The 18176-nt window shown below is 59.8% G+C and carries 21 protein-coding genes; 11 read left to right on the top strand and 10 right to left on the bottom strand.

Going from position 1 to position 18176, the window contains the following annotated elements:
- The first annotated feature begins 3 nt into the window (after positions 1-3).
- The 3 genes from fmt to truA are packed head-to-tail and all read left to right on the top strand — an operon-like array spanning position 4 to position 2206.
- Positions 4-933 (top strand): methionyl-tRNA formyltransferase, encoded by a 930-nt coding sequence (gene fmt, locus AC1DNI_RS03325; RefSeq protein ID WP_477691469.1) that lies wholly within the window; start codon positions 4-6, stop codon positions 931-933.
- On the top strand, positions 930-1421 hold the full coding sequence (locus AC1DNI_RS03320; protein WP_477690811.1) for a GNAT family N-acetyltransferase: 492 nt from the start codon (positions 930-932) through the stop codon (positions 1419-1421). Before fmt ends, AC1DNI_RS03320 begins: the two co-directional genes overlap by 4 nt.
- Positions 1421-2206 carry a tRNA pseudouridine(38-40) synthase TruA gene (gene truA / locus AC1DNI_RS03315; RefSeq protein WP_477690810.1) on the top strand — a complete coding sequence of 262 codons (786 nt, stop codon included), beginning with the start codon at positions 1421-1423 and terminating at the stop codon, positions 2204-2206. Before AC1DNI_RS03320 ends, truA begins: the two co-directional genes overlap by 1 nt.
- Here truA and AC1DNI_RS03310 read toward each other — a convergent pair.
- Positions 2158-2769, bottom strand: a complete 612-nt coding sequence (locus AC1DNI_RS03310; protein WP_153666522.1) for a hypothetical protein — start codon at positions 2767-2769, stop codon at positions 2158-2160. The genes truA and AC1DNI_RS03310 overlap by 49 nt on opposite strands.
- A gap of 13 nt (positions 2770-2782) precedes the next feature.
- Positions 2783-3970, bottom strand: coding sequence for a succinyl-diaminopimelate desuccinylase (dapE, locus tag AC1DNI_RS03305; protein ID WP_477690809.1), 1188 nt, complete (start codon positions 3968-3970; stop codon positions 2783-2785).
- Positions 3971-4113: 143 nt separating this feature from the next.
- Between dapE and AC1DNI_RS03300 the strand changes: the two genes are divergently transcribed.
- Entirely contained in the window at positions 4114-5139 is a 1026-nt protein-coding gene (locus AC1DNI_RS03300; protein WP_477690808.1) for a 2-dehydropantoate 2-reductase, read from the top strand.
- A 5-nt stretch (positions 5140-5144) separates the two neighbouring features.
- Here the strand turns inward: AC1DNI_RS03300 and dapD are convergent, their stop codons facing one another.
- Positions 5145-5999, bottom strand: a complete 855-nt coding sequence (gene dapD, locus AC1DNI_RS03295; protein ID WP_477690807.1) for a 2,3,4,5-tetrahydropyridine-2,6-dicarboxylate N-succinyltransferase — start codon at positions 5997-5999, stop codon at positions 5145-5147.
- A gap of 128 nt (positions 6000-6127) precedes the next feature.
- On the opposite strand from dapD, the gene AC1DNI_RS03290 reads away from it, so the two are divergent.
- Positions 6128-6970 carry an LOG family protein gene (locus AC1DNI_RS03290; protein ID WP_477690806.1) on the top strand — a complete coding sequence of 281 codons (843 nt, stop codon included), beginning with the start codon at positions 6128-6130 and terminating at the stop codon, positions 6968-6970.
- A gap of 4 nt (positions 6971-6974) precedes the next feature.
- On the opposite strand, the gene AC1DNI_RS03285 is transcribed toward AC1DNI_RS03290, so the two are convergent.
- Entirely contained in the window at positions 6975-7700 is a 726-nt protein-coding gene (locus AC1DNI_RS03285; protein WP_027230506.1) for a pyrimidine 5'-nucleotidase, read from the bottom strand.
- A 158-nt stretch (positions 7701-7858) separates the two neighbouring features.
- On the opposite strand from AC1DNI_RS03285, the gene AC1DNI_RS03280 reads away from it, so the two are divergent.
- A complete protein-coding gene (locus tag AC1DNI_RS03280; RefSeq protein WP_477690805.1) occupies positions 7859-8614 on the top strand; it encodes a GGDEF domain-containing protein in 756 nt (251 codons plus the stop codon).
- A 14-nt stretch (positions 8615-8628) separates the two neighbouring features.
- Here the strand turns inward: AC1DNI_RS03280 and phhA are convergent, their stop codons facing one another.
- Positions 8629-9462 carry a phenylalanine 4-monooxygenase gene (gene phhA / locus AC1DNI_RS03275; RefSeq protein WP_477690804.1) on the bottom strand — a complete coding sequence of 278 codons (834 nt, stop codon included), beginning with the start codon at positions 9460-9462 and terminating at the stop codon, positions 8629-8631.
- Positions 9463-9585: 123 nt separating this feature from the next.
- On the opposite strand from phhA, the gene AC1DNI_RS03270 reads away from it, so the two are divergent.
- Positions 9586-10068: an Lrp/AsnC family transcriptional regulator gene (locus AC1DNI_RS03270; RefSeq protein ID WP_477690803.1), complete on the top strand. Its 483-nt coding sequence runs from the start codon at positions 9586-9588 to the stop codon at positions 10066-10068.
- Here the strand turns inward: AC1DNI_RS03270 and argB are convergent, their stop codons facing one another.
- Complete coding sequence (gene argB / locus AC1DNI_RS03265) at positions 10069-10968, bottom strand: acetylglutamate kinase (RefSeq protein WP_477690802.1); 900 nt, start codon at positions 10966-10968, stop codon at positions 10069-10071. It lies immediately after the preceding gene.
- 163 nt (positions 10969-11131) lie between these two features.
- Here argB and AC1DNI_RS03260 point away from each other — a divergent pair, with 163 nt between their 5' ends.
- The 3 genes from AC1DNI_RS03260 (at position 11132) to AC1DNI_RS03250 (ending at position 13016) form a co-directional block, all read left to right on the top strand.
- Positions 11132-11671 carry a sigma-70 family RNA polymerase sigma factor gene (locus AC1DNI_RS03260; protein WP_091919986.1) on the top strand — a complete coding sequence of 180 codons (540 nt, stop codon included), beginning with the start codon at positions 11132-11134 and terminating at the stop codon, positions 11669-11671.
- A complete protein-coding gene (locus AC1DNI_RS03255) occupies positions 11668-12375 on the top strand; it encodes an anti-sigma factor (RefSeq protein WP_477690801.1) in 708 nt (235 codons plus the stop codon). The genes AC1DNI_RS03260 and AC1DNI_RS03255 overlap by 4 nt, the downstream gene beginning before the upstream one ends.
- Positions 12376-12464: 89 nt before the next feature.
- Positions 12465-13016: a fasciclin domain-containing protein gene (locus AC1DNI_RS03250; protein ID WP_477690800.1), complete on the top strand. Its 552-nt coding sequence runs from the start codon at positions 12465-12467 to the stop codon at positions 13014-13016.
- Between the two features lie 82 nt (positions 13017-13098).
- Here the strand turns inward: AC1DNI_RS03250 and yihA are convergent, their stop codons facing one another.
- From yihA to rpmH, 4 genes are all read right to left on the bottom strand, one after another.
- Positions 13099-13782, bottom strand: coding sequence for a ribosome biogenesis GTP-binding protein YihA/YsxC (gene yihA / locus AC1DNI_RS03245; RefSeq protein WP_477690799.1), 684 nt, complete (start codon positions 13780-13782; stop codon positions 13099-13101).
- Between the two features lie 219 nt (positions 13783-14001).
- Positions 14002-15855: a membrane protein insertase YidC gene (yidC, locus tag AC1DNI_RS03240; RefSeq protein WP_113280274.1), complete on the bottom strand. Its 1854-nt coding sequence runs from the start codon at positions 15853-15855 to the stop codon at positions 14002-14004.
- Positions 15856-15885: 30 nt separating this feature from the next.
- Entirely contained in the window at positions 15886-16248 is a 363-nt protein-coding gene (gene rnpA, locus AC1DNI_RS03235) for a ribonuclease P protein component (protein ID WP_113280273.1), read from the bottom strand.
- A gap of 48 nt (positions 16249-16296) precedes the next feature.
- Positions 16297-16431, bottom strand: a complete 135-nt coding sequence (gene rpmH, locus AC1DNI_RS03230) for a 50S ribosomal protein L34 (RefSeq protein ID WP_040853797.1) — start codon at positions 16429-16431, stop codon at positions 16297-16299.
- Positions 16432-16671: 240 nt separating this feature from the next.
- On the opposite strand from rpmH, the gene AC1DNI_RS03225 reads away from it, so the two are divergent.
- Entirely contained in the window at positions 16672-18171 is a 1500-nt protein-coding gene (locus AC1DNI_RS03225; protein WP_477690798.1) for a sensor histidine kinase, read from the top strand.
- Positions 18172-18176 lie beyond the last annotated feature (5 nt).

Raw genomic sequence — 18176 nt, 5'->3', positions numbered from 1 at the left:
AGTTTGCGCATTGTTTTCATGGGAACGCCGGACTTCGCCGTCCCCATTCTCACCGCCTTGATTGGCCAGGGTCACGAGATTGTTGCAGTCTACAGCCGGCCGCCGCGCCCCGCGGGGCGCAGGGGTCTGGAACTCACGCCCTCGCCGGTCCAGCGCAACGCCGAGCAGTTCGGCATCGAGGTGCGGACGCCGACAAGCCTCAAAAGCGAAGAAGAGCAGCAAGCCTTTCGCGACCTCAACGCCGATGTTGCGATCGTCGTCGCCTATGGGTTGATCCTGCCGCGCGCAATCCTCGATGGCACGCGGCTTGGCTGTTACAACGGTCACGCCTCGCTCTTGCCGCGCTGGCGCGGCGCGGCGCCGATTCAGCGGGCAATCATGGCCGGAGATCTCGAAACCGGGATCATGATCATGAAGATGGACGAGGGTCTTGATACCGGACCAGTCGCCATGGTCGAAAAGGTCAAGATCACCGCCGATATGACGGCGGGCGAATTGCACGACCAGTTGAGCGCGGCAGGGGCGGATTTGATGGTGCGCGCCATGGCCGCGCTTGAACGGGACAGCCTCACGCTTACGCCGCAAGCGGAAGACGGCGTCACCTATGCGTCCAAGATCACCAAAGCCGAAACACGCATCGACTGGAGCGAACCGGCAATCGACGTTCACAACCGTATTCGCGGGCTTGCGCCCTTTCCCGGCACCTGGTGCGAGATGGAGATCGGCGGCTCGCTCGAGCGCATCAAGCTGCTCCGCTCGGTGCTTGCGACCGGCGTCGGCGATGCGGGCACAGTGCTCGACGATAGCCTGCGCATCGCCTGCGGCGAAGGCGCGGTGCGCCTGCGTTCGCTGCAGCGGGCCGGCGGCAAGGTCATGGACAGTATCGAATTCCAGCGTGGAGCCAAGATCGCCCAGGGCACACGGCTGCCATGAGCGGCGTCGCGGTGCGACCTGCGCGGCCTGAAGACCATCCGGCTATCTCCACGCTGCTGAACGCCGCCTTCGGCGGTGCAGAGGAAGCCGAACTCGTGGAGAGCCTTCGCGGCGCCGGCGACGTGATCCTCGAACTGGTGGCGGTCGCGGGTGACGCGATTGTCGGGCAGATCCTGTTTTCCCGCCTCACCGTGGGCGATGATTTCGATGCTGTCGCACTCGCACCACTCGCGGTTCTCCCCGCAAATCAGCGCCATGGCGTAGGTACAGCGCTGGTAAAGGCGGCCCATGATCAACTCCAGGCCACCGGCGAAAGCCTTTCCATCGTCCTTGGCGATACTGCCTATTACGGACGTTTCGGCTACACGCATGCACGTGCCGCCGGCTACGACAGCACCTACCAAGGCGAGCATTTGCAGGCGCTGGCGTTTCGTGAGGCGCCGATAGCGGGCGCCCTGACCTATGCGCCCGCGTTCGGAGCGCTCTGATGCCCCGCTACAAGCTTCTGGTCGAATATGATGGGACGCCCTATGCGGGCTGGCAGCGCCAGGAAAACGGCCATACGGTGCAGGCGGCTATCGAGCAGGCAATCTTCAATTTTTGCGGCGATACGATTTCTCTGGGGGCGGCGGGTCGCACCGACTCGGGCGTGCACGCCTGCGCTCAGGTCGCTCATGCCGATCTTACCAAGAACTGGAGCAGTTCGAAGATCCGCGAGGCGCTCAACGCCCATCTCGTCATTGCCGGCGAAGCTGTCAGCATTCTCAATGTTGAACTCGTCAGCGATGGATTCGATGCGCGCTTCTCGGCAACGGGCCGCCACTATCTTTATCGAATCATCAACCGCCGCCCCCCTGCCCCGCTGGAGGCGCATCGCGCGTGGTGGGTGAAGAAGCCGCTCGATGCCGAGGCCATGCACGACGCGGCGCAGCGCCTGATCGGCACGCATGATTTCACCACGTTTCGCGCGACGCAGTGCCAGTCGAAAAGCCCGGTAAAAACGCTGGACCGCCTCGACGTAACGCGCAATGGGGAGATCATCGAGATCAGGGCGTCGGCGCGCTCGTTCCTGCACAACCAGATCCGTTCTTTCGCGGGAACGCTCAACGAAGTGGGATGCGGGCGCTGGGACGCGGACGATGTGAGCGCCGCGCTCGAAGCGCGCGACCGCCGGGCCTGCGGTCCGGTTGCGCCGCCCCACGGGCTCTATCTCATTGGTGTCGATTACCCGATCGTAACCGGGTCCGGCAGGGAGATGCCGAGGGCGCCCTGAAGCAGGATCATAACGAAAAGCGAACCGACCATCAGGACCACGAAAAACGCCGCCGTATAGGCGTGTGATCGTTTCAGGGCGATATGTGTGAGACGGTAGGTCAGGAACATGATGCCCGCATAGAGCAAAAGGCTGATCGCAGTCGTGAAGCCCGGCCAATCCGGCACGATCACCCGCACCAACGTGGCCGGGACCATGAGCCAGGCGCCAATTGCCGTTCCCCAGTTGCTGGCGACGACATAGGGGCTGAAGCGCTTGCTGAGACCGAGGCGGCGCGCACTGAAAGCAAGAACGACAAGAGGCGCGACCCAGGCGGCGAGATCGACGAAGGCGACGCGGCCCATGATCGAGAAGCGGTTTCCGGTTTCGGGCCGCAGCGCAATCATATCGTTGGCGAAGATGATCCAGCCAAGGATGAGCGGGGGCAGCGAGATCGTTATGGCGTGAAAGGATTGCCAGAAGCCGTCTTCGGAAAAATCGAGCATGTCGAGGCCGTCGGCATGACCGTTCATCATCCGCCATGCGCCCCACAAATATTGCTGAGTTTCATCGAAATCCGGCATTGTCACTCATGCTCTACGCAAGAAAATCCTCGATGAAGCGTTCATATATTTGGGTAAGCGTTTCAAGATCGGCAATGTCCACCCTTTCGTCAACCATGTGCATGGTTTTGCCGACAAGTCCAAACTCGACGACAGGGCAATAGTCCTTGATGAAGCGGGCATCGGACGTGCCGCCCGACGTTGAAAGCTGCGGGCGCCGGCCGATGACCGCTTCGACGGACTTCGTCAGCGTGCCGACGAGTTTGTCATCGTGGGTCAGGAACACGTGGCTCGGCCGGTCGCGCCAGGTCAACTCGTAGTTCACGGGCGTTTTCCGCCCGGGGCGGAGCTTGCGCCGTCCGGCGGCACGGTCGAGCCGGTTGTGGATCTCGGCCATCAGCGTTTCGTCGGTCCAGCTATCGTTGTAGCGGATGTTGAACGTTGCCGTCGCTTTGGCCGGTATGACGTTGACCGCAGGATTGCCGACATCCATCGTCGTGACTTCCAGATTGGTCGCCTGGAAATCTTTGGTGCCCTTGTCGAGCGCGGGATAAAGCAGGCTGTCGAGCAAGGTGACGAGCCCCCGCACCGGATTGTCGGCGAGGTGCGGATAGGCTGCGTGACCCTGAACGCCATTGACGGTTATCGTGCCGGAGAGCGAGCCGCGTCTTCCGATCTTTATCATGTCGCCGAGCTTGTCGGGATTGGTGGGCTCGCCGACGATCGCGGCATCCCAGCTTTCGCCCTTGGCCTTTGCCCATTCAAGAAGCTTGCCGGTCCCGTTGATCGACGGACCCTCCTCGTCGCCGGTGATCAGAAACGAAATCGACCCCTTGAGGCTGCCGTGCTTCGTGATGTGACGCGCGACGGCAGCGGTGAAACAGGCGACCCCGCCCTTCATGTCGACAGCGCCGCGGCCATACATCTGGCCATTGTGAATGGCGGCGGAAAAGGGCGGGAACTTCCATGCGGCCTCGTCGCCGACAGGCACCACATCCGTATGACCCGCGAACATTAGATGAGGTCCATTGCCTGAACGTCTCGCATAAAGATTCTCGACGTCGGGCGTGCCCTCCTCGCTGAAAACCGGTCTCTCGACCGAAAAACCGAGGGGCGCAAGAATGGATTCAAGAGCAGTCAGCGCACCGGCCTCGGCGGGCGTTACCGACGGGCAAGCGATGAGCTGGGCGAGGTTTTGTACGGGATCTGTCGCGGATTTCATGCAAGAAGCGATAATGGAAAAGGAAAGGCCTGTCACCTACTACTGCGGCGCGTGCCGGGGCACTGCGGTTCCCGGCATCGGGCGCTGGATTGAAGCACCCGCATCTGTTTAAATGCCGCGACCGATGAACCGGGAACAGCAACATGACCGAAAACGGAAGCCGTATCGTCATCGCTGGAGCCGGATCGATAGGGTGTTATGTCGGTGGTTGTCTCGCCGCTGCCGACAAGAACGTGGTTTTTCTTGTACGACCACGGGTCGATGAAGCGCTTCGCCAAGGGGGCCTCAACATCGTCGATCTCGACGGAACCGAGCGCCTCGTCAACCCGGAGAAGCTTCAGCTTGCAGTCGATCCTGCCGCAGCCTTTGCCTCGGCCGAGATTATTCTCGTCACGGTCAAGAGCGGCGCGACTGAAGAGATGGCAAAGCTGATTGCCGCGCACGCCCCTTCCAGCGCCGTCGTTGTAAGCCTGCAGAACGGCGTCGACAACGCAAAGGTGCTGCGTCGCACCCTCCCCAAGGGTTTCACGGTTGCTGCAGGCATGGTTCCCTTCAACGTCGTGCAATCGGAACCAGGAGAGGTGCCGCTCACTGTCCGGCGGACCACGGAAGGCACGATTCTCATCGATGACAAGCCCGGAGACCTTGCCGATGAACTCTCAGTCCCCGGTCTTAAGGTCGCAAATGACGAAGACATGCAGGGCGTTCTCTGGGGCAAGCTGTTGATGAACCTCAACAACGCAGCCAATGCCCTGTCGAACCTCCCGCTTGCGACCGAGCTGTCCGATCGCAACTGGCGCCGGCTGCTGGCGGACCAGATGAACGAAGGCATCAAGGTGCTCAAGGCCCATAAAATCGCGCCGGCAAAGATACAGGGCCTTCCGCCGGCGCTTCTGCCGTGGATATTGCGGTTGCCGGACTTCCTCTTCGGAATTCTCGCACGGAAAATGCTGAGCGTCGGGCCACACGCGCGATCGTCCATGTGGGAGGATCTGTCACGGGGGCGTCCGACCGAAATCGACTATCTGCAAGGCGTGATCCTTCGCCTGGCGCAGGAGAAGAACATCGACGTCCCCCTGACGCGCCGGATTATCGCCCGTATCAAGGAGGCGGAGGGCAAGCCGCTCCGCTCTCACACTGTCGAGGAAATCCGCAACGCGCCTGTGTGAGCGGCTCAGTCCCGCAACAATTCGTTGATCGACGTTTTCGAGCGGGTCTGTTCGTCGACCCGCTTGACGATCACGGCGCAATAGAGGCTCGGACTAGGCTGGCCGTTAGGGAAAGGCTTGCCGGGAAGCGAGCCGGCGACGACCACCGAATAGGGCGGCACTTCGCCGTAGAAGATTTCGCCCGTTGCACGGTCGATAATCTTCGTCGACTTGCCGATGAAAACGCCCATGCCGAGGACACAGCCTTCGCGAACGATGCAGCCCTCGACCACTTCGGAGCGGGCGCCGATGAAGCAATTATCCTCGATGATGGTCGGACCGGCCTGCATGGGCTCGAGCACGCCGCCAATGCCGACGCCACCCGATAGATGCACGTGCTTGCCGATCTGCGCGCACGAACCGACGCCGGCCCAGGTGTCAACCATTGTTCCCTCGCCGACATAGGCGCCGAGGTTGACGAAGGATGGCATCAGGATCGCGCCCGGCGCGATATAGGCCGAGCGGCGGACGATGGCGTTGGGCACCGTCCTGATGCCCGCCTTGGCGAACTCCGTCGCACCCCAGCCGTCAAACTTCGACGGCACCTTGTCCCACCAGACAGCGCCGCCTGGGGCTCCTTCGATGATCCCCATCGGATTGAGACGGAACGACAGAAGCACTGCCTTCTTCAGCCACTGATTGACTTTCCAGTTTCCGTCAGCCTGCTTCTCAGCGACACGAGCCTCGCCGCCGTCGAGCAGGAGAAGCGCTGCCTCGACAGCGTCGCGAACTTCGCCGCGCGTATCGGTATTGATGGCATCGCGTTCATCGAAGGCCTTCTCGATGGTCATTTCGAGGCTGGTGAGGTCAGGCTTGGACATTTGCAGGTCACTCCATTACACGGGCGGTTTAATTTAAGTCTGTGAGAGGGTCAATCTCACCATTACCATGCTGGACCGCGAAAGAATGTCTCAGAACGTCATAAGTGTCCGCACGAGGAGAAGCCGAATTGAACACCGATGAAAAAGACAGCTGGACACCGTTTTCTCATTCTTCCGAAGCGGTACGCCGTGTCGAGACTGCGCCGGAAACGCCGCAGACCCTGTCCAGCACCTATAAGCTGGCCTTCGCCGATCCGGAATTCATGACGCGGCGCGAGTTGCGTGCCGTGCGCCTGCAGCTCGAACTGTTGAAGCCGGAAATGGCGCTCGCCGAGCGCGGCATCCGCTCGACCGTGGTCCTGTTCGGCGGAGCGCGCATCCCCGAACCCGGCGGCGCCGCCTGGGCAGCGAAGAACGCGACCCAGAAAAAGAACCTCGAGGCCAATTCACGCTATTACGCCGAGGCGCGCAAGTTCGCCGAACTCTGCTCTACCTATTCGTCAACGACCTATTATCGCGAGTTCGTCGTCGTCACCGGTGGCGGTCCCGGCGTGATGGAAGCCGGCAACCGCGGCGCATCGGATGTGGGCGCGCCGACGATCGGGCTCAATATTGTCCTGCCGCACGAGCAGACGCCGAACTCTTATGTATCGCCGGATCTGTGCTTCAATTTCCATTACTTCGCCATTCGCAAGATGCACTTTTTGATGCGGGCGAAGGCCATGGCGATATTTCCCGGCGGTTTCGGAACCATGGACGAAACCTTCGAGACGCTCACCCTTATTCAGACCGGACGCATGGAACGCATCCCGCTTCTGCTCTTCGGCAAGTCTTTCTGGGAGAAGGCGATCAATTTCGACTTCCTCGCCGAGCAAGGCGTGATCTCGCCGTCGGATCGCGAACTCATCACCTTCGTCGATACCGCCGAGGAAGCCTGGGATGTGATCCAGGCCTTCTACAAGCTGGATTGACGCCTCAGACCGGCTCGCTCCTCTTGACCTGCCTTGGCAGGATCGCGTCGAGGAATGCGGCAAGTTCATCGGTCACGTAATCGACGTGGTCGGTGTTGCCGGGATCGCGCTCCCATATCTCGGAATAGGTCGGTTCGAAATTATGCGGAACGATGAGGACCGTGGTCATGCCGAGCGCCTTCGGCACGACGAGGTTGCGTGCCAGATCCTCGAACATGACGCAGCTCGCAGCGTCGATCTTGTGCATCGCCAGAAACCGATCATAGGTCTCGCGCGCCGGTTTGGGTGTCAGCTCCGCTGCCCTGATATCGAAAATGTCATCGAACTGCTCGAGCACGCCGAGCTGGCGCGCTGCGCGTTCAGCGTGGCCCCGGTCGCCATTGGTGAAGATGAATTTCCGTCCCGGCAGCTGCTTGATCGCCGTGGAGAGCGAGGGATCCGGCACCAGCCAGGAATAGTCGATGTCGTGGACCTTTTGCAGAAAATCATCGGGATCGATATCGTAGCGGTCCATCAAGCCTTTGAGCGTCGTTCCATATTCCTTGTAGAATCGCTTCTGGAGATCGCGTGCATCCGTATGCGAAAGCTTCAGCAGATCAGCGACATAGCCTGTCATCTTGACATCGATCTGCGAAAAGAGATTGGAATGATGCGGGTATAGCGTATTGTCCAGATCGAAGACCCAGTCCGTTATATGCGCAAAGTTTAATGGATCAGGCTGGTTTGTCATCCGGTACGGTTTCCGCTATTTATCTGCGCTGTTTATGCATCGATTTTATTAGTGCGTCTCATCAATAGACGAAAATGGTCGTAACTACGACCGATTTTAGATTTATCGCTTGCCTGCATTTTCCCAATTTCTAGCTTGATGCATTTTCCAGAGAAACGATGTCCAAAGTCATTTTCAAGTGCATATTGGTGACGATTGTCATGACTGCCTCCTGTGTGGTGATTATCAACGCGGTGCACGAGGCCCTACATTTGCCCGATAGCGTTACGAACCTTATCGCTATTGTCTGCCCGGTTCTGATCACGCCTCCAATGATCTATCTGTGTTTGCGCCAATCGGAAAAGTTGCGAGGAACGCTGAGCGAACTCAATCGCATCATGGAGGAACTTGAAACAACCAACGCCCGTCTGTTCGAGGCATCCCTGCGCGACAACATGACGGGGCTTCTCAACCGTGAAACGTTCTTCGACCGGATGGAGGCTTTGCGCAGGCAAGGACCGGGCTCCTTGCTGATCGTCGATGCCGACCACTTTAAGAAGATCAACGATAACCATGGTCACTACACCGGTGACGCGGCGCTCATTGCTATTGCACAGTGCATATTGCGTTGTATCGGTGAAAACGACTGCGCCGGCCGTATCGGTGGCGAGGAGTTCGCCATATTCCTCGCGACGGCGGATGAAACCGAGGTGCGCGGCGTGGCCGAATGCATTCGCGCGGAGGTTTGCAGCCACGCGTTGAAATCGGCGGATGGCGCCGAGGTACCACTCAGTGTCAGCATTGGCGGCGTTGCCGGCGTTGCCGCCGGCACGGTCAAGGAACACTTCCGGACAGCCGACCGGCGGCTCTACGACGCCAAACGTCGCGGCCGCAATTGCGTCAGCGTGCGCTCGCCTGCCAAGAACAGCGCCTGAACGCGGCGCGCGCATCAGACCGTCGCGGGTTCGAGCGGTTCCGCGTCCTTCCACCGCGACATCAGCGCAGGCATGTCCGCCCTCTCGAAAGCGTCGCGAAGGGCGGCGAAGGACGGCAGCACAAAATACGCCCGCTGAAACTTGTCGATCTCGTATCCTGTCCGCATGACCGTCTCGATGTCGAAGGGGACGTGGTGCGCATCGGGGCTCGTGACCGCGAATTGCAACTCACTGAAAGACGACATCAGCCCCGCGCCAAAGGCCTTAACCGGAGCGCCTTCCTCTTGCATCAAGCCGAACTCGGCGCTGTACCAGTAGAGACGAGCCGCCAGTTGCTCACCGCCCATCCGCGATGCTGCTCCACCCTTGACCCCGTACAGCTGCATGAAATCGGCAAACACGGGTTGGCTCAGAATAGGCACGTGGCCGAAGAAATCGTGAAACATATCGGGCTCGACGATGTAGTCGAGTTCCTTCTTCCTGCGCAGCCAGTTGGTAACGGGAAAACGCTTGTTGGCGAGATGATCGAAGAACGGCTCGTTCGGGATGAGGCCCGGCACCGCTACGATTTCCCAGCCGGTCAACTTGCGCAGCCGGTCACTGACTTCATGGAAATCCGGGATGCGATCCAGTAGGCCGAGCGCTTCCACGCCGTCGAGATAACTGCGATGCGCAAGCTTTTCCGTCAGCTTCGTCTGGCGATCGCACAGGGTACGCCAGACCTCCTGGTCTTCGTCCGAATAGTCATATTGCTGTTCGACCGTGAAGTCGGTGTTGCACACCGTATAGTCGCCGCGCAGACCCAGCTCAGCGCATTCGCGCGCATAGGCTTCAACACTGATCGTCATATTTTTCTCCTCCACAAGAATCTGCTACATGCACGATACCTTGAGGAGAGGAGAGGATTTGACCTAATCATCTCAAAAACGCATGCTCTCAGGCGAGATTTGATCTTTTTTGGAGGAAATCGGGTGACATCCCCTCAATTGAATGAGTTCGAGATCAAAATGCTGCAGATCCTGCAGGCCAACGGCCGGGTTGCCATCACCGATCTGGCGCAGATGATCGGGCTGTCCGCGACGCCGTGCGCGCGGCGTTTCGAGCATCTCCAGGAGAGCGGCGTGATCAAGGGTTTCGCAGCGGCGATAGACCGCCGCGCCATCGGCCTCATGGTCGAGGTGTTCATCCAGGTTCGCCTCAATACACACAGCGACGACTCGCCAGAGCGCTTCGTCGGAGAGATAGAGCGCATGGACGAAGTGTCGTCATGCTGGACCATGACGGGCGAACACGATTTTCTGCTGCATGTCATGGTACCGACGGTCGACGATCTCAACGATTTCGTCATGCATCGGCTGATGCGGCTGAAGGGCGTGCGCGACGTGCACACCCAACTCGTCCTGCAGAACATCAAGGGGCCAGGAAAGATCCCGCTCGAACACCTGAAGCGGTGATCAGGGAACGATCAACGTGCCGGCGCCGCGCTCGGTGAAAAGTTCGAGCAGAACCGAATGCGGCGTCTTGCCATTGAGGATGACGACGCCTTCGACGCCGCGCGTTATCGCATCGATGCAGGTTTCGACCTTGGGAATCATGCCGCCCGAAATGGTGCCATCCTTGATGAGCGCGCGCGCCTGGCCGATCGAAAGCTCCTTGATAAGCTCCTTGTTGGCGTCAAGCACGCCCGGAACATCGGTGAGGAACAGAAGGCGCGAGGCTTTCAGCGCGCCGGCGATGGCTCCCGCGAAAGTATCCGCATTAATGTTATAGGTATGCCCGTCGCGTCCCGGGGCAACGGGTGCGATCACCGGGATCATCTCGGAACGCGCCAGAAGGTCGAGCAGCGTGCGGTCGATCTCGACCGGTTCGCCGACGAAGCCCAGATCGACGATTTTTTCAATATTGGAGTCGGGATCGATGACGGTCTTCTTGGCCTTCTCGGCAAAGACCATGTTCCCGTCCTTGCCGCACAGGCCGATTGCCCATTCGCCTTCGGCGTTGATGAGCGCCACGATCTCCTTGTTGATCGAGCCCGCAAGGACCATCTCGACAATCTCGAGGGTCTTTTCGTCGGTGACGCGCAGACCGCCCTCGAACTTCGATTCGATCCCCATGCGCGCCAGCATCGAAGCAATTTGCGGTCCGCCGCCGTGAACGACGATGGGATTGATGCCAGATTGTTTCAGCAAGGCTATGTCCCGCGCGAACGCCTTGCCCAGCGCGGCATCGCCCATGGCATGGCCGCCATATTTCACGACGACGGTCTTGTTTTCATAGCGCTGCATATAGGGAAGAGCAGCCGAAAGCAGATTTGCCTGAATTTCGGCGGTTTGGTCGTCGGGCGTCAGGGACATGCGCGGGCTCCGGCTTTGGAAGGTCGTGGGGTTCTTAGCGCCAAAGGCGATCCCGGGCAAACATGATTTCGGCTTGCCGCCAAGGTTTTTGCCCGAAGCCATTGACAGCCTGCCGCACCGCCGGATTTAAATCATGCAACCAGCAGTTGGAAACGCCCTTCACATGACGCCCGAAGGCATATCGGAACTGATCTCACGCGTCTCCCTGCGGGACCGGGCGGCTTTCGATGCGCTCTATGCCTCCACCAGCGCGAAACTTTTCGGCGTGTGCCTGCGTGTCTTGGGTAACCGCACGGAGGCCGAAGACGCGCTGCAGGACATCTACGTCAAGATCTGGAACAAGGCGGACCGCTTTGCTGTCGCCGGCACCAGCCCGATTTCTTGGCTCGTCGCCGTTGCCAGGAACCACTGCATCGACCGCCTGCGGGCGCGCAAGGGCCGAACGGAGGATCTCGACGAGGCATCGGATATCGCCGAGCCTTCCGCCGATCCCGAACAATCCGCCATTGCGACGGGAGAGGCGCGCCGCCTTGGAGATTGCCTCGACCAGCTCGACGCTCCACGTGCGGCGGCCGTGCGCGGCGCCTACCTTAATGGCGACAGCTACGAGTTGCTGGCGCAGCGTCATAAAGTGCCTTTGAATACAATGCGAACCTGGCTGCGACGCAGCCTTTTGAAACTGAAGGAATGCCTGGAAGGATGAGCGCGACACCACCCGACGACACTGTTCCGGACGGCGACGATCTCGTTGCCGCCGAATATGTGTTGGGCGTGCTGCCCGAAGAGGAGCGCCGCGATGCCGCGCGCCGCATCGAAACGGACCCGGTATTCGCCCGCCTTGTCACCCGGTGGCAGGAATATTTCAGCGCACTCGATGAGGGGTTCACGCCGGTTTCGCCGCCGCACCATATCAAGTCCCAGGTCGATCATCGCCTGTTCGGAACCGATGCGCCGGCGCCGGCTATGCCGCTATGGACCAGCCTCGTATTCTGGCGCGGGCTTGCACTCGCGGCCCTGGTGCTGGCGATGATCGGTTTCGGCCGCGACCTTATTTTGCAGCGTCCCGCGCCCGCCCAGCTGGTGGCATCCATGGCTGCTGACAACAGCAAGGTTCGCACAGTCGCAGTTTATGACGAGCAGACCAAGCGCCTGAAAGTGAGCCTGGTTGCCGGTGATATGCCTGCCGACCGTTCGCTCGAACTCTGGCTGATTGCCGGGAATGAAGCGCCAGTCTCGCTCGGGCTGATGAAGTCGCCGCAAGTCACCGAATTCAATGTCCCGCAGGGTTTGGCCGACAAACTGCGTGACGGTACGACGCTTGCCATTTCGGTCGAACCGCTTGGCGGTTCGCCAAGTGGAGCCCCCACCGGTGCAGTCGTCGCCGCCGGTACGATCCGCGCAATCTGAAAAAATATCCCGCCGCTGAAACTTTGCCCTCAGCACTCCCGTATCTCCACCGACCTCTCAAGAGAGGCAATGCAACAGTGGAGATAGAGATGTTACGCAAATCACTGAGCCTGATCGCACTTTCGACGGTCCTGATTGCCGGAACTGCGTTCGCCAAGAATCCGACTGTGGGCGGTGCGTCCATGTATCCAAACAAGAACATCATCGAGAATGCGGTGAACTCGAAGGATCACACGACGCTCGTCGCTGCCGTCAAGGCTGCAGGCCTCGTCGAGACGCTCGAAGGCAAGGGGCCCTTCACGGTGTTCGCGCCAACCAATGAGGCCTTCGCGGCGCTGCCGAAGGGAACCGTCGAGACGCTGCTGAAGCCCGAAAACAAGGACAAGCTGGCCAAGATCCTGACCTGCCATGTCGTCGCTGCCGACGCATCGTCAAAGACGATCATGAAGATGATCGATGATGATGAAGGCGCGCATCCGGTGAAGACCGTGGGCGGCTGCGTCTGGACCGCGAAGTACAAGGGAAAGAACCTGACATTGACAGATGAAAACGGCACCGTCGCTCACGTGACGATCGCCAATGTCAAACAGTCGAACGGCGTCATCCATGTAATCGACAAGGTGCTGCTGCCAAAAATGTAAACCGCAGCACTGAAATGCGCAGACGGCATCTGCGCATCTTGCCCCGCGGCGATCTCCTAGCCCTAGGTCGTGCGGGGCCCTTTTATTTCTGGTTTTCTTCGAGCAGAAGCGCGATTGCACCGCGCAGTTCATCAAGCCCGGCGCCCTTCTCGGAAGACGTTGCCAGGATTTCGGGATAGGCGGCAGCGCGCTTTTTGATCGCCTGCGCCGTCTCCTCCATTAACCGGGGCACACCGGCCGCCTTGATCTTGTCGATCTTGGTGAGAACAAGCTGGTATGAAACCGCGGCCCGGTCGAGAAGATCGAGCACTTCGGCATCGTTTTTCTTGACGCCGTGACGCGCATCGATCAGCACATAGACCCGCTTCAAGGTCGAACGCCCGCGCAGATAGTCGAACACCAGACGGGTCCAGGCGTCGACCTGTTCCTTCGGCGCTTCTGCAAAGCCATAGCCCGGCATATCGACGACAGCGATCGGCGGCAGGTCCCTGCCCTCGCCCGAATAGCCATCGGGAACGAAGTAGTTGAGTTCCTGGGTGCGGCCGGGCGTATTCGAGGTGCGCGCCAGCTTCTGGCCGAGGATCGCATTGATAAGGGATGATTTGCCGACGTTGGAGCGGCCGGCGAATGCGATTTCAAGCGGTCCTTCAGGCGGCAGGAATTTCATCGACGGCACACCGCGAATGAATACCCAGCCCTGCGCGAAGAGCATCCTGCCCCTCTCGATCAACCCGTTGGTCCTGTCCTCGGCTTCAGTCACGTTCATTCCATTCCATTGCGCGTGCGGGATTGAGAAATGTGCATCAAGGTTTATCCTCGCCTTGTCAACACAGCAGGGGCAGACCGGCGCAACAGCTTATACCCTTATTGCGTCATGGCTTGCGTTCGGCTGCCGTCAATGTCCAGCGAAACCAGGCGCTGAAACGAGATCAGCCGGACCCTGTGAGGCCCGGCCGATGCAAAGAATTTCGCGAAATTCCGGCCGCTACTCGGCCGGTTTCGGTTTCTTCTTGAACATACCCGCCAGATTATCCCAGAGCTCAATCTTGACGCCCTGGCGCTTCATGATGACGCCTTGCTGGATGATCGACAGCGTGTTGTTCCACGCCCAGTAGATCACGAGACCTGCAGGGAAGCTTGCCAGCATGAAGGTGAAGATCAGCGGCATCCAGTTGAAAATCATCTGCTGCGTCGGATCGGGCGGCGTCGGGTTCATGCGCATCTGCAGGAACATCGTCACGCCCATGATCAACGGCCAGACGCCGATCATCAGGAAGGCCGGAACCGCCCAAGGCATAAGCCCGAAGAGGTTGAATACCGAGGTTGGATCGGGCGCGGCAAGGTCCTGAATCCAGCCAAAGAACGGCGCGTGGCGCATTTCGATGGTCACGTAAAGGACCTTGTAGAGCGCGAAGAAGACGGGGATCTGGATCAGGATCGGCCAGCAACCGGCGATCGGATTGATCTTTTCCGTCTTGTAGAGCTCCATTAGCGCCTGCTGCTGCTTGACCTTGTCATCCGCATATTTCTCGCGGATTTCGGTCATCTTCGGCTGCACCAGTTTCATCCGCGCCATGGAGGCGTAGGACTTGTTGGCGAGCGGGAAGAACAGGCCCTTGAGGATAACGGTGACGAGGAGGATGGCGATGCCGAAATTGCCGATCGCCTTGTAGAGCGTGTCGATCAGGTAGAACATCGGCTTGGTGATGAAATAGAACCAGCCCCAATCGATCAGGAGATCGAACTGGCGGATGCTGCGTTCCTTTTCATAGGCATTGATCGTTCCGACTTCCTTGGCACCGGCGAAGAGCAGGTTCTCAATCGTCGCAGACTGACCGGGCTCGATCGTCGTCGGGTCAGAGAGGTAGTCGCTCTGATAGCGCGGGCGTCCGTCGTCGAAATAGGACATGCGCGCCTGGAACGGCTTTGCTGCCGAGGGAACGAGGGTTGCTGCCCAATATTTGTCGGTGATGCCGATCCAGCCGCCGGTCGTCGCCTTGGGCGGGGACACTTCGCGCGCCTTTTCGATGGCGGCGAACTTGTATTCCACCAGACCTTCGTCGCCGATCACGCCGATCGGACCTTCGTGCAAAACATAGGTGCTCGGATGAAGCGGCTTGGAGAAGCGCGTAACGCGGCCATAGGAGGCGAGCGAAACGGGAGCGGACGTGCTGTTGGTTACCGTGTCCTTGACCGTGAACATGTAACGGTCGTCCACTGTAAAGGTGCGCTTGAACGTCAAGCCCTTCTCGTTGGTGAAGGAGAGCGTCACCGGATTTGCCGGCGTCAGCGTGCTGTTGCCCTCGACCGTCCATACGGTGCCCGGCCCAGGGACCGTACCGGTCAACTCGTTGCCGGTAAAGCCGATCTCGGCGAACTGGCCGTCCGCCATCTGCGCCGGGCTCAGAAGCTGGATGGCCGGCGAGTTGTCGTCAACGGTCTCGTGGTACTTTTTCAGCTGCAGGTCGTCGAGCCGGGCGCCGGTCAGGCTGATCGAGCCGCCGAGGCTCGGCGTGTCGATCTTTATGCGGGAGGTCTGGCCGAGCGCGGCGTCACGGGTCAGGCTGCCTGCCTGGGCGCCATCCTGGGATTGGCCGGGGATATTGGCGCCAGGCGTTGCCGGCGTCGACGACGGCAGGTTTGCCGCGGTGCCGGTGGTTGGCGTTCCGGCCGGCGTGCTCGCCTGTCCGTCAACGCGCGTCTGTCCTTGCCGCGTGGCCTCGATCTGGGCCTGTTCGCGCTGCGCTTCGATCTTGGGGTTCATGTAGAACACCTGCCAAAGCGTCAGGATCACAATGGACAAGGCAATGGTGATAAAGAAATTACGATTGGTTTCCATTGTAGTCCTTGGGTCGGGTCGGGTGCGCCATCAGGGCTTTGTCGAACGCCGGGTCTGTGTTTTCCTGGAAACCCGTTTTGAGAGTTCCCGTGTCAGGTCCGCGAACGGCGCGTCGAGCGCGTCACGGCGAGCAACGATCACATAATCGGTTCCCGCCTGCATGTCATCAGCAACATTGACGCGCACGGCCTCTTTCAGGCGGCGTTTGATGCGATTGCGGATGACAGCATTGCCGTTCTTTTTGGTGACGGTGAAACCGACGCGCGGTGGACCGGCCTGGTCCTCGCGCTCCTTGACCTCGAGCAGGAAGTAGGCGCCGCGGCGCTTTTCTCCGTTCCGAACAGTCAAAAACTCCGCTCTCTTGCGAAGGCGGAGTGGTTTTTGCTCATTCATCGTGTAGTGCCAACTTTGGCAACCGCACCAAGTCGCGCGGTTTTGCCTTTATGCCGACAACCGCTTGCGACCGCGGGCGCGGCGCGCTGCGATTACCTTGCGGCCGCCAGCCGTAGCCATACGGGCGCGAAACCCGTGGCGACGTGCGCGGACAAGCTTGGATGGCTGATAAGTACGCTTCATTTGTTAAATACCGCGGTGTGCGGCCCTTCTTGTGGTCTGTTCTTTGACAGGAGCATATCAGGACCGCCATTAGCGCATAAAAACACGCCGCCGGGGCGGTCAACCCGGACGTGCGCGGCTTATAGAGGCCCGATGCCGAGAAGTCAATTCGTTGCCGTGATTCAAAATAGGCAAAAACGGCCAAGTGAATTATTGTGCTAATTCGTCAGGCGGCTTACACCGCCTGACGACGGAGATCAAATGGCTGCACCGGAACAAAAGTCTGCCGAAACAAGCGTCACACGGCACGCCGGACGACGCTTGCCCGTCTTCAAGCGCCTTTCGGGCAAGCTGCTGCTGCTCACCCTGCTCTTCGGCCTCGTCGCCGAAGTTATGATCTTCGTGCCGACCATGGCCGACATGCGCATTCGCTGGCTGTCGGATCGCCTCAATACCGTCGCCGCCGCGAGCGTGGTCCTTGCGGCAAACGACAGCGAGGAAATTCCGCGCACGGTGCAGGACGACGTGCTCCTCGCCACGGGCACGAAAGCAATCGCCTTGCGCGAAAAAGGCGCCTCGCGCCTGCTCGCCGTAGCGGAAATGCCGTCGAAGGTCGATCGCCATGTCGATATCACGGTGACCGACCCGATCACCGTAATTCGCGACGCTTTCGATACGGTAATCAACGGCGGCAACCGGATCATTCGCGTCTACGGGCCGATCGGCGACACCGGCAAGGTCATCGAACTGCTGACCTCCGACGGGCCGCTGCGCAATGCCATGCTGCGCTATGCCGGCAATGTGGCGCTCATCTCGCTATTCATCTCGGCGATCACCGCCGGTCTCGTCTTCCTTGCCATAAGCCGTCTGCTGATCCGGCCAATCCAGCGCATGAGCGACAATATGCTCGCCTTTGCGCGCTCACCGGACGATCCGCAAAAAATCATCAAGCCCGAGAACCGCCAGGACGAACTCGGCATTGCCCAGCGCGAGCTTGCCGACATGCAGCGCCAGCTCCAGCGCACCCTTTCTGAACAGAAGCATCTCGCCGATCTTGGCCTAGCCGTCTCCAAGATCAATCACGATATGCGCAATATCCTCGCCTCGGCGCAGCTGATGTCCGATCATCTCGCCAACACCAGCGATCCGGCGATCCAGCGCTTCGTCCCCAAGCTCGTACGCACGATCGACCGCGCGATCAATTATTCACAGACGGTTCTCGCTTATGGCGGGACGCAGGAGCCCCCGCCGCAACGCCGGCGCGTGAAGCTGCGCACGCTCGTCAACGAAGTTGAGGAAATGCTCAGCATCGACCCTAAATCCGGTATTGAATTCAAGAATCTCGTGCCGGAATCCTTCGAGTTCGATGCCGATCCGGATCAGTTTTTCCGGATCATTCTCAACCTCTGCCGCAATTCGGTACAGGCCATGACCGGCGATACGCGCGATGACGACGCCATTATCAAGCGGTTGACAATAACGGCGGGCCAGATCGGGACGACATCGATCATCGGCGTCGAAGACACGGGGCCAGGCCTTCCCGCCAAGGCGCGGGAGAATTTGTTCAGGGCATTCAGGGGATCGGCACGCTCCGGGGGTACCGGACTTGGCCTTGCAATCGTACACGAGCTGGTACGGGCACATGGGGGAACAATTGAATTGCGTGACAATGAAGGGGCGGGAACGAGTTTCGAAATTCGCATTCCCGACCAGCCGATCTCGCTGGCCGAATGGCGTTCGCGTCGGGATTCGATTTCCTGATATGA

Source organism: Phyllobacterium sp. 01N428 (assembly GCF_056399405.1).
This window is presented reverse-complemented; position numbering and strand designations above follow the sequence as displayed.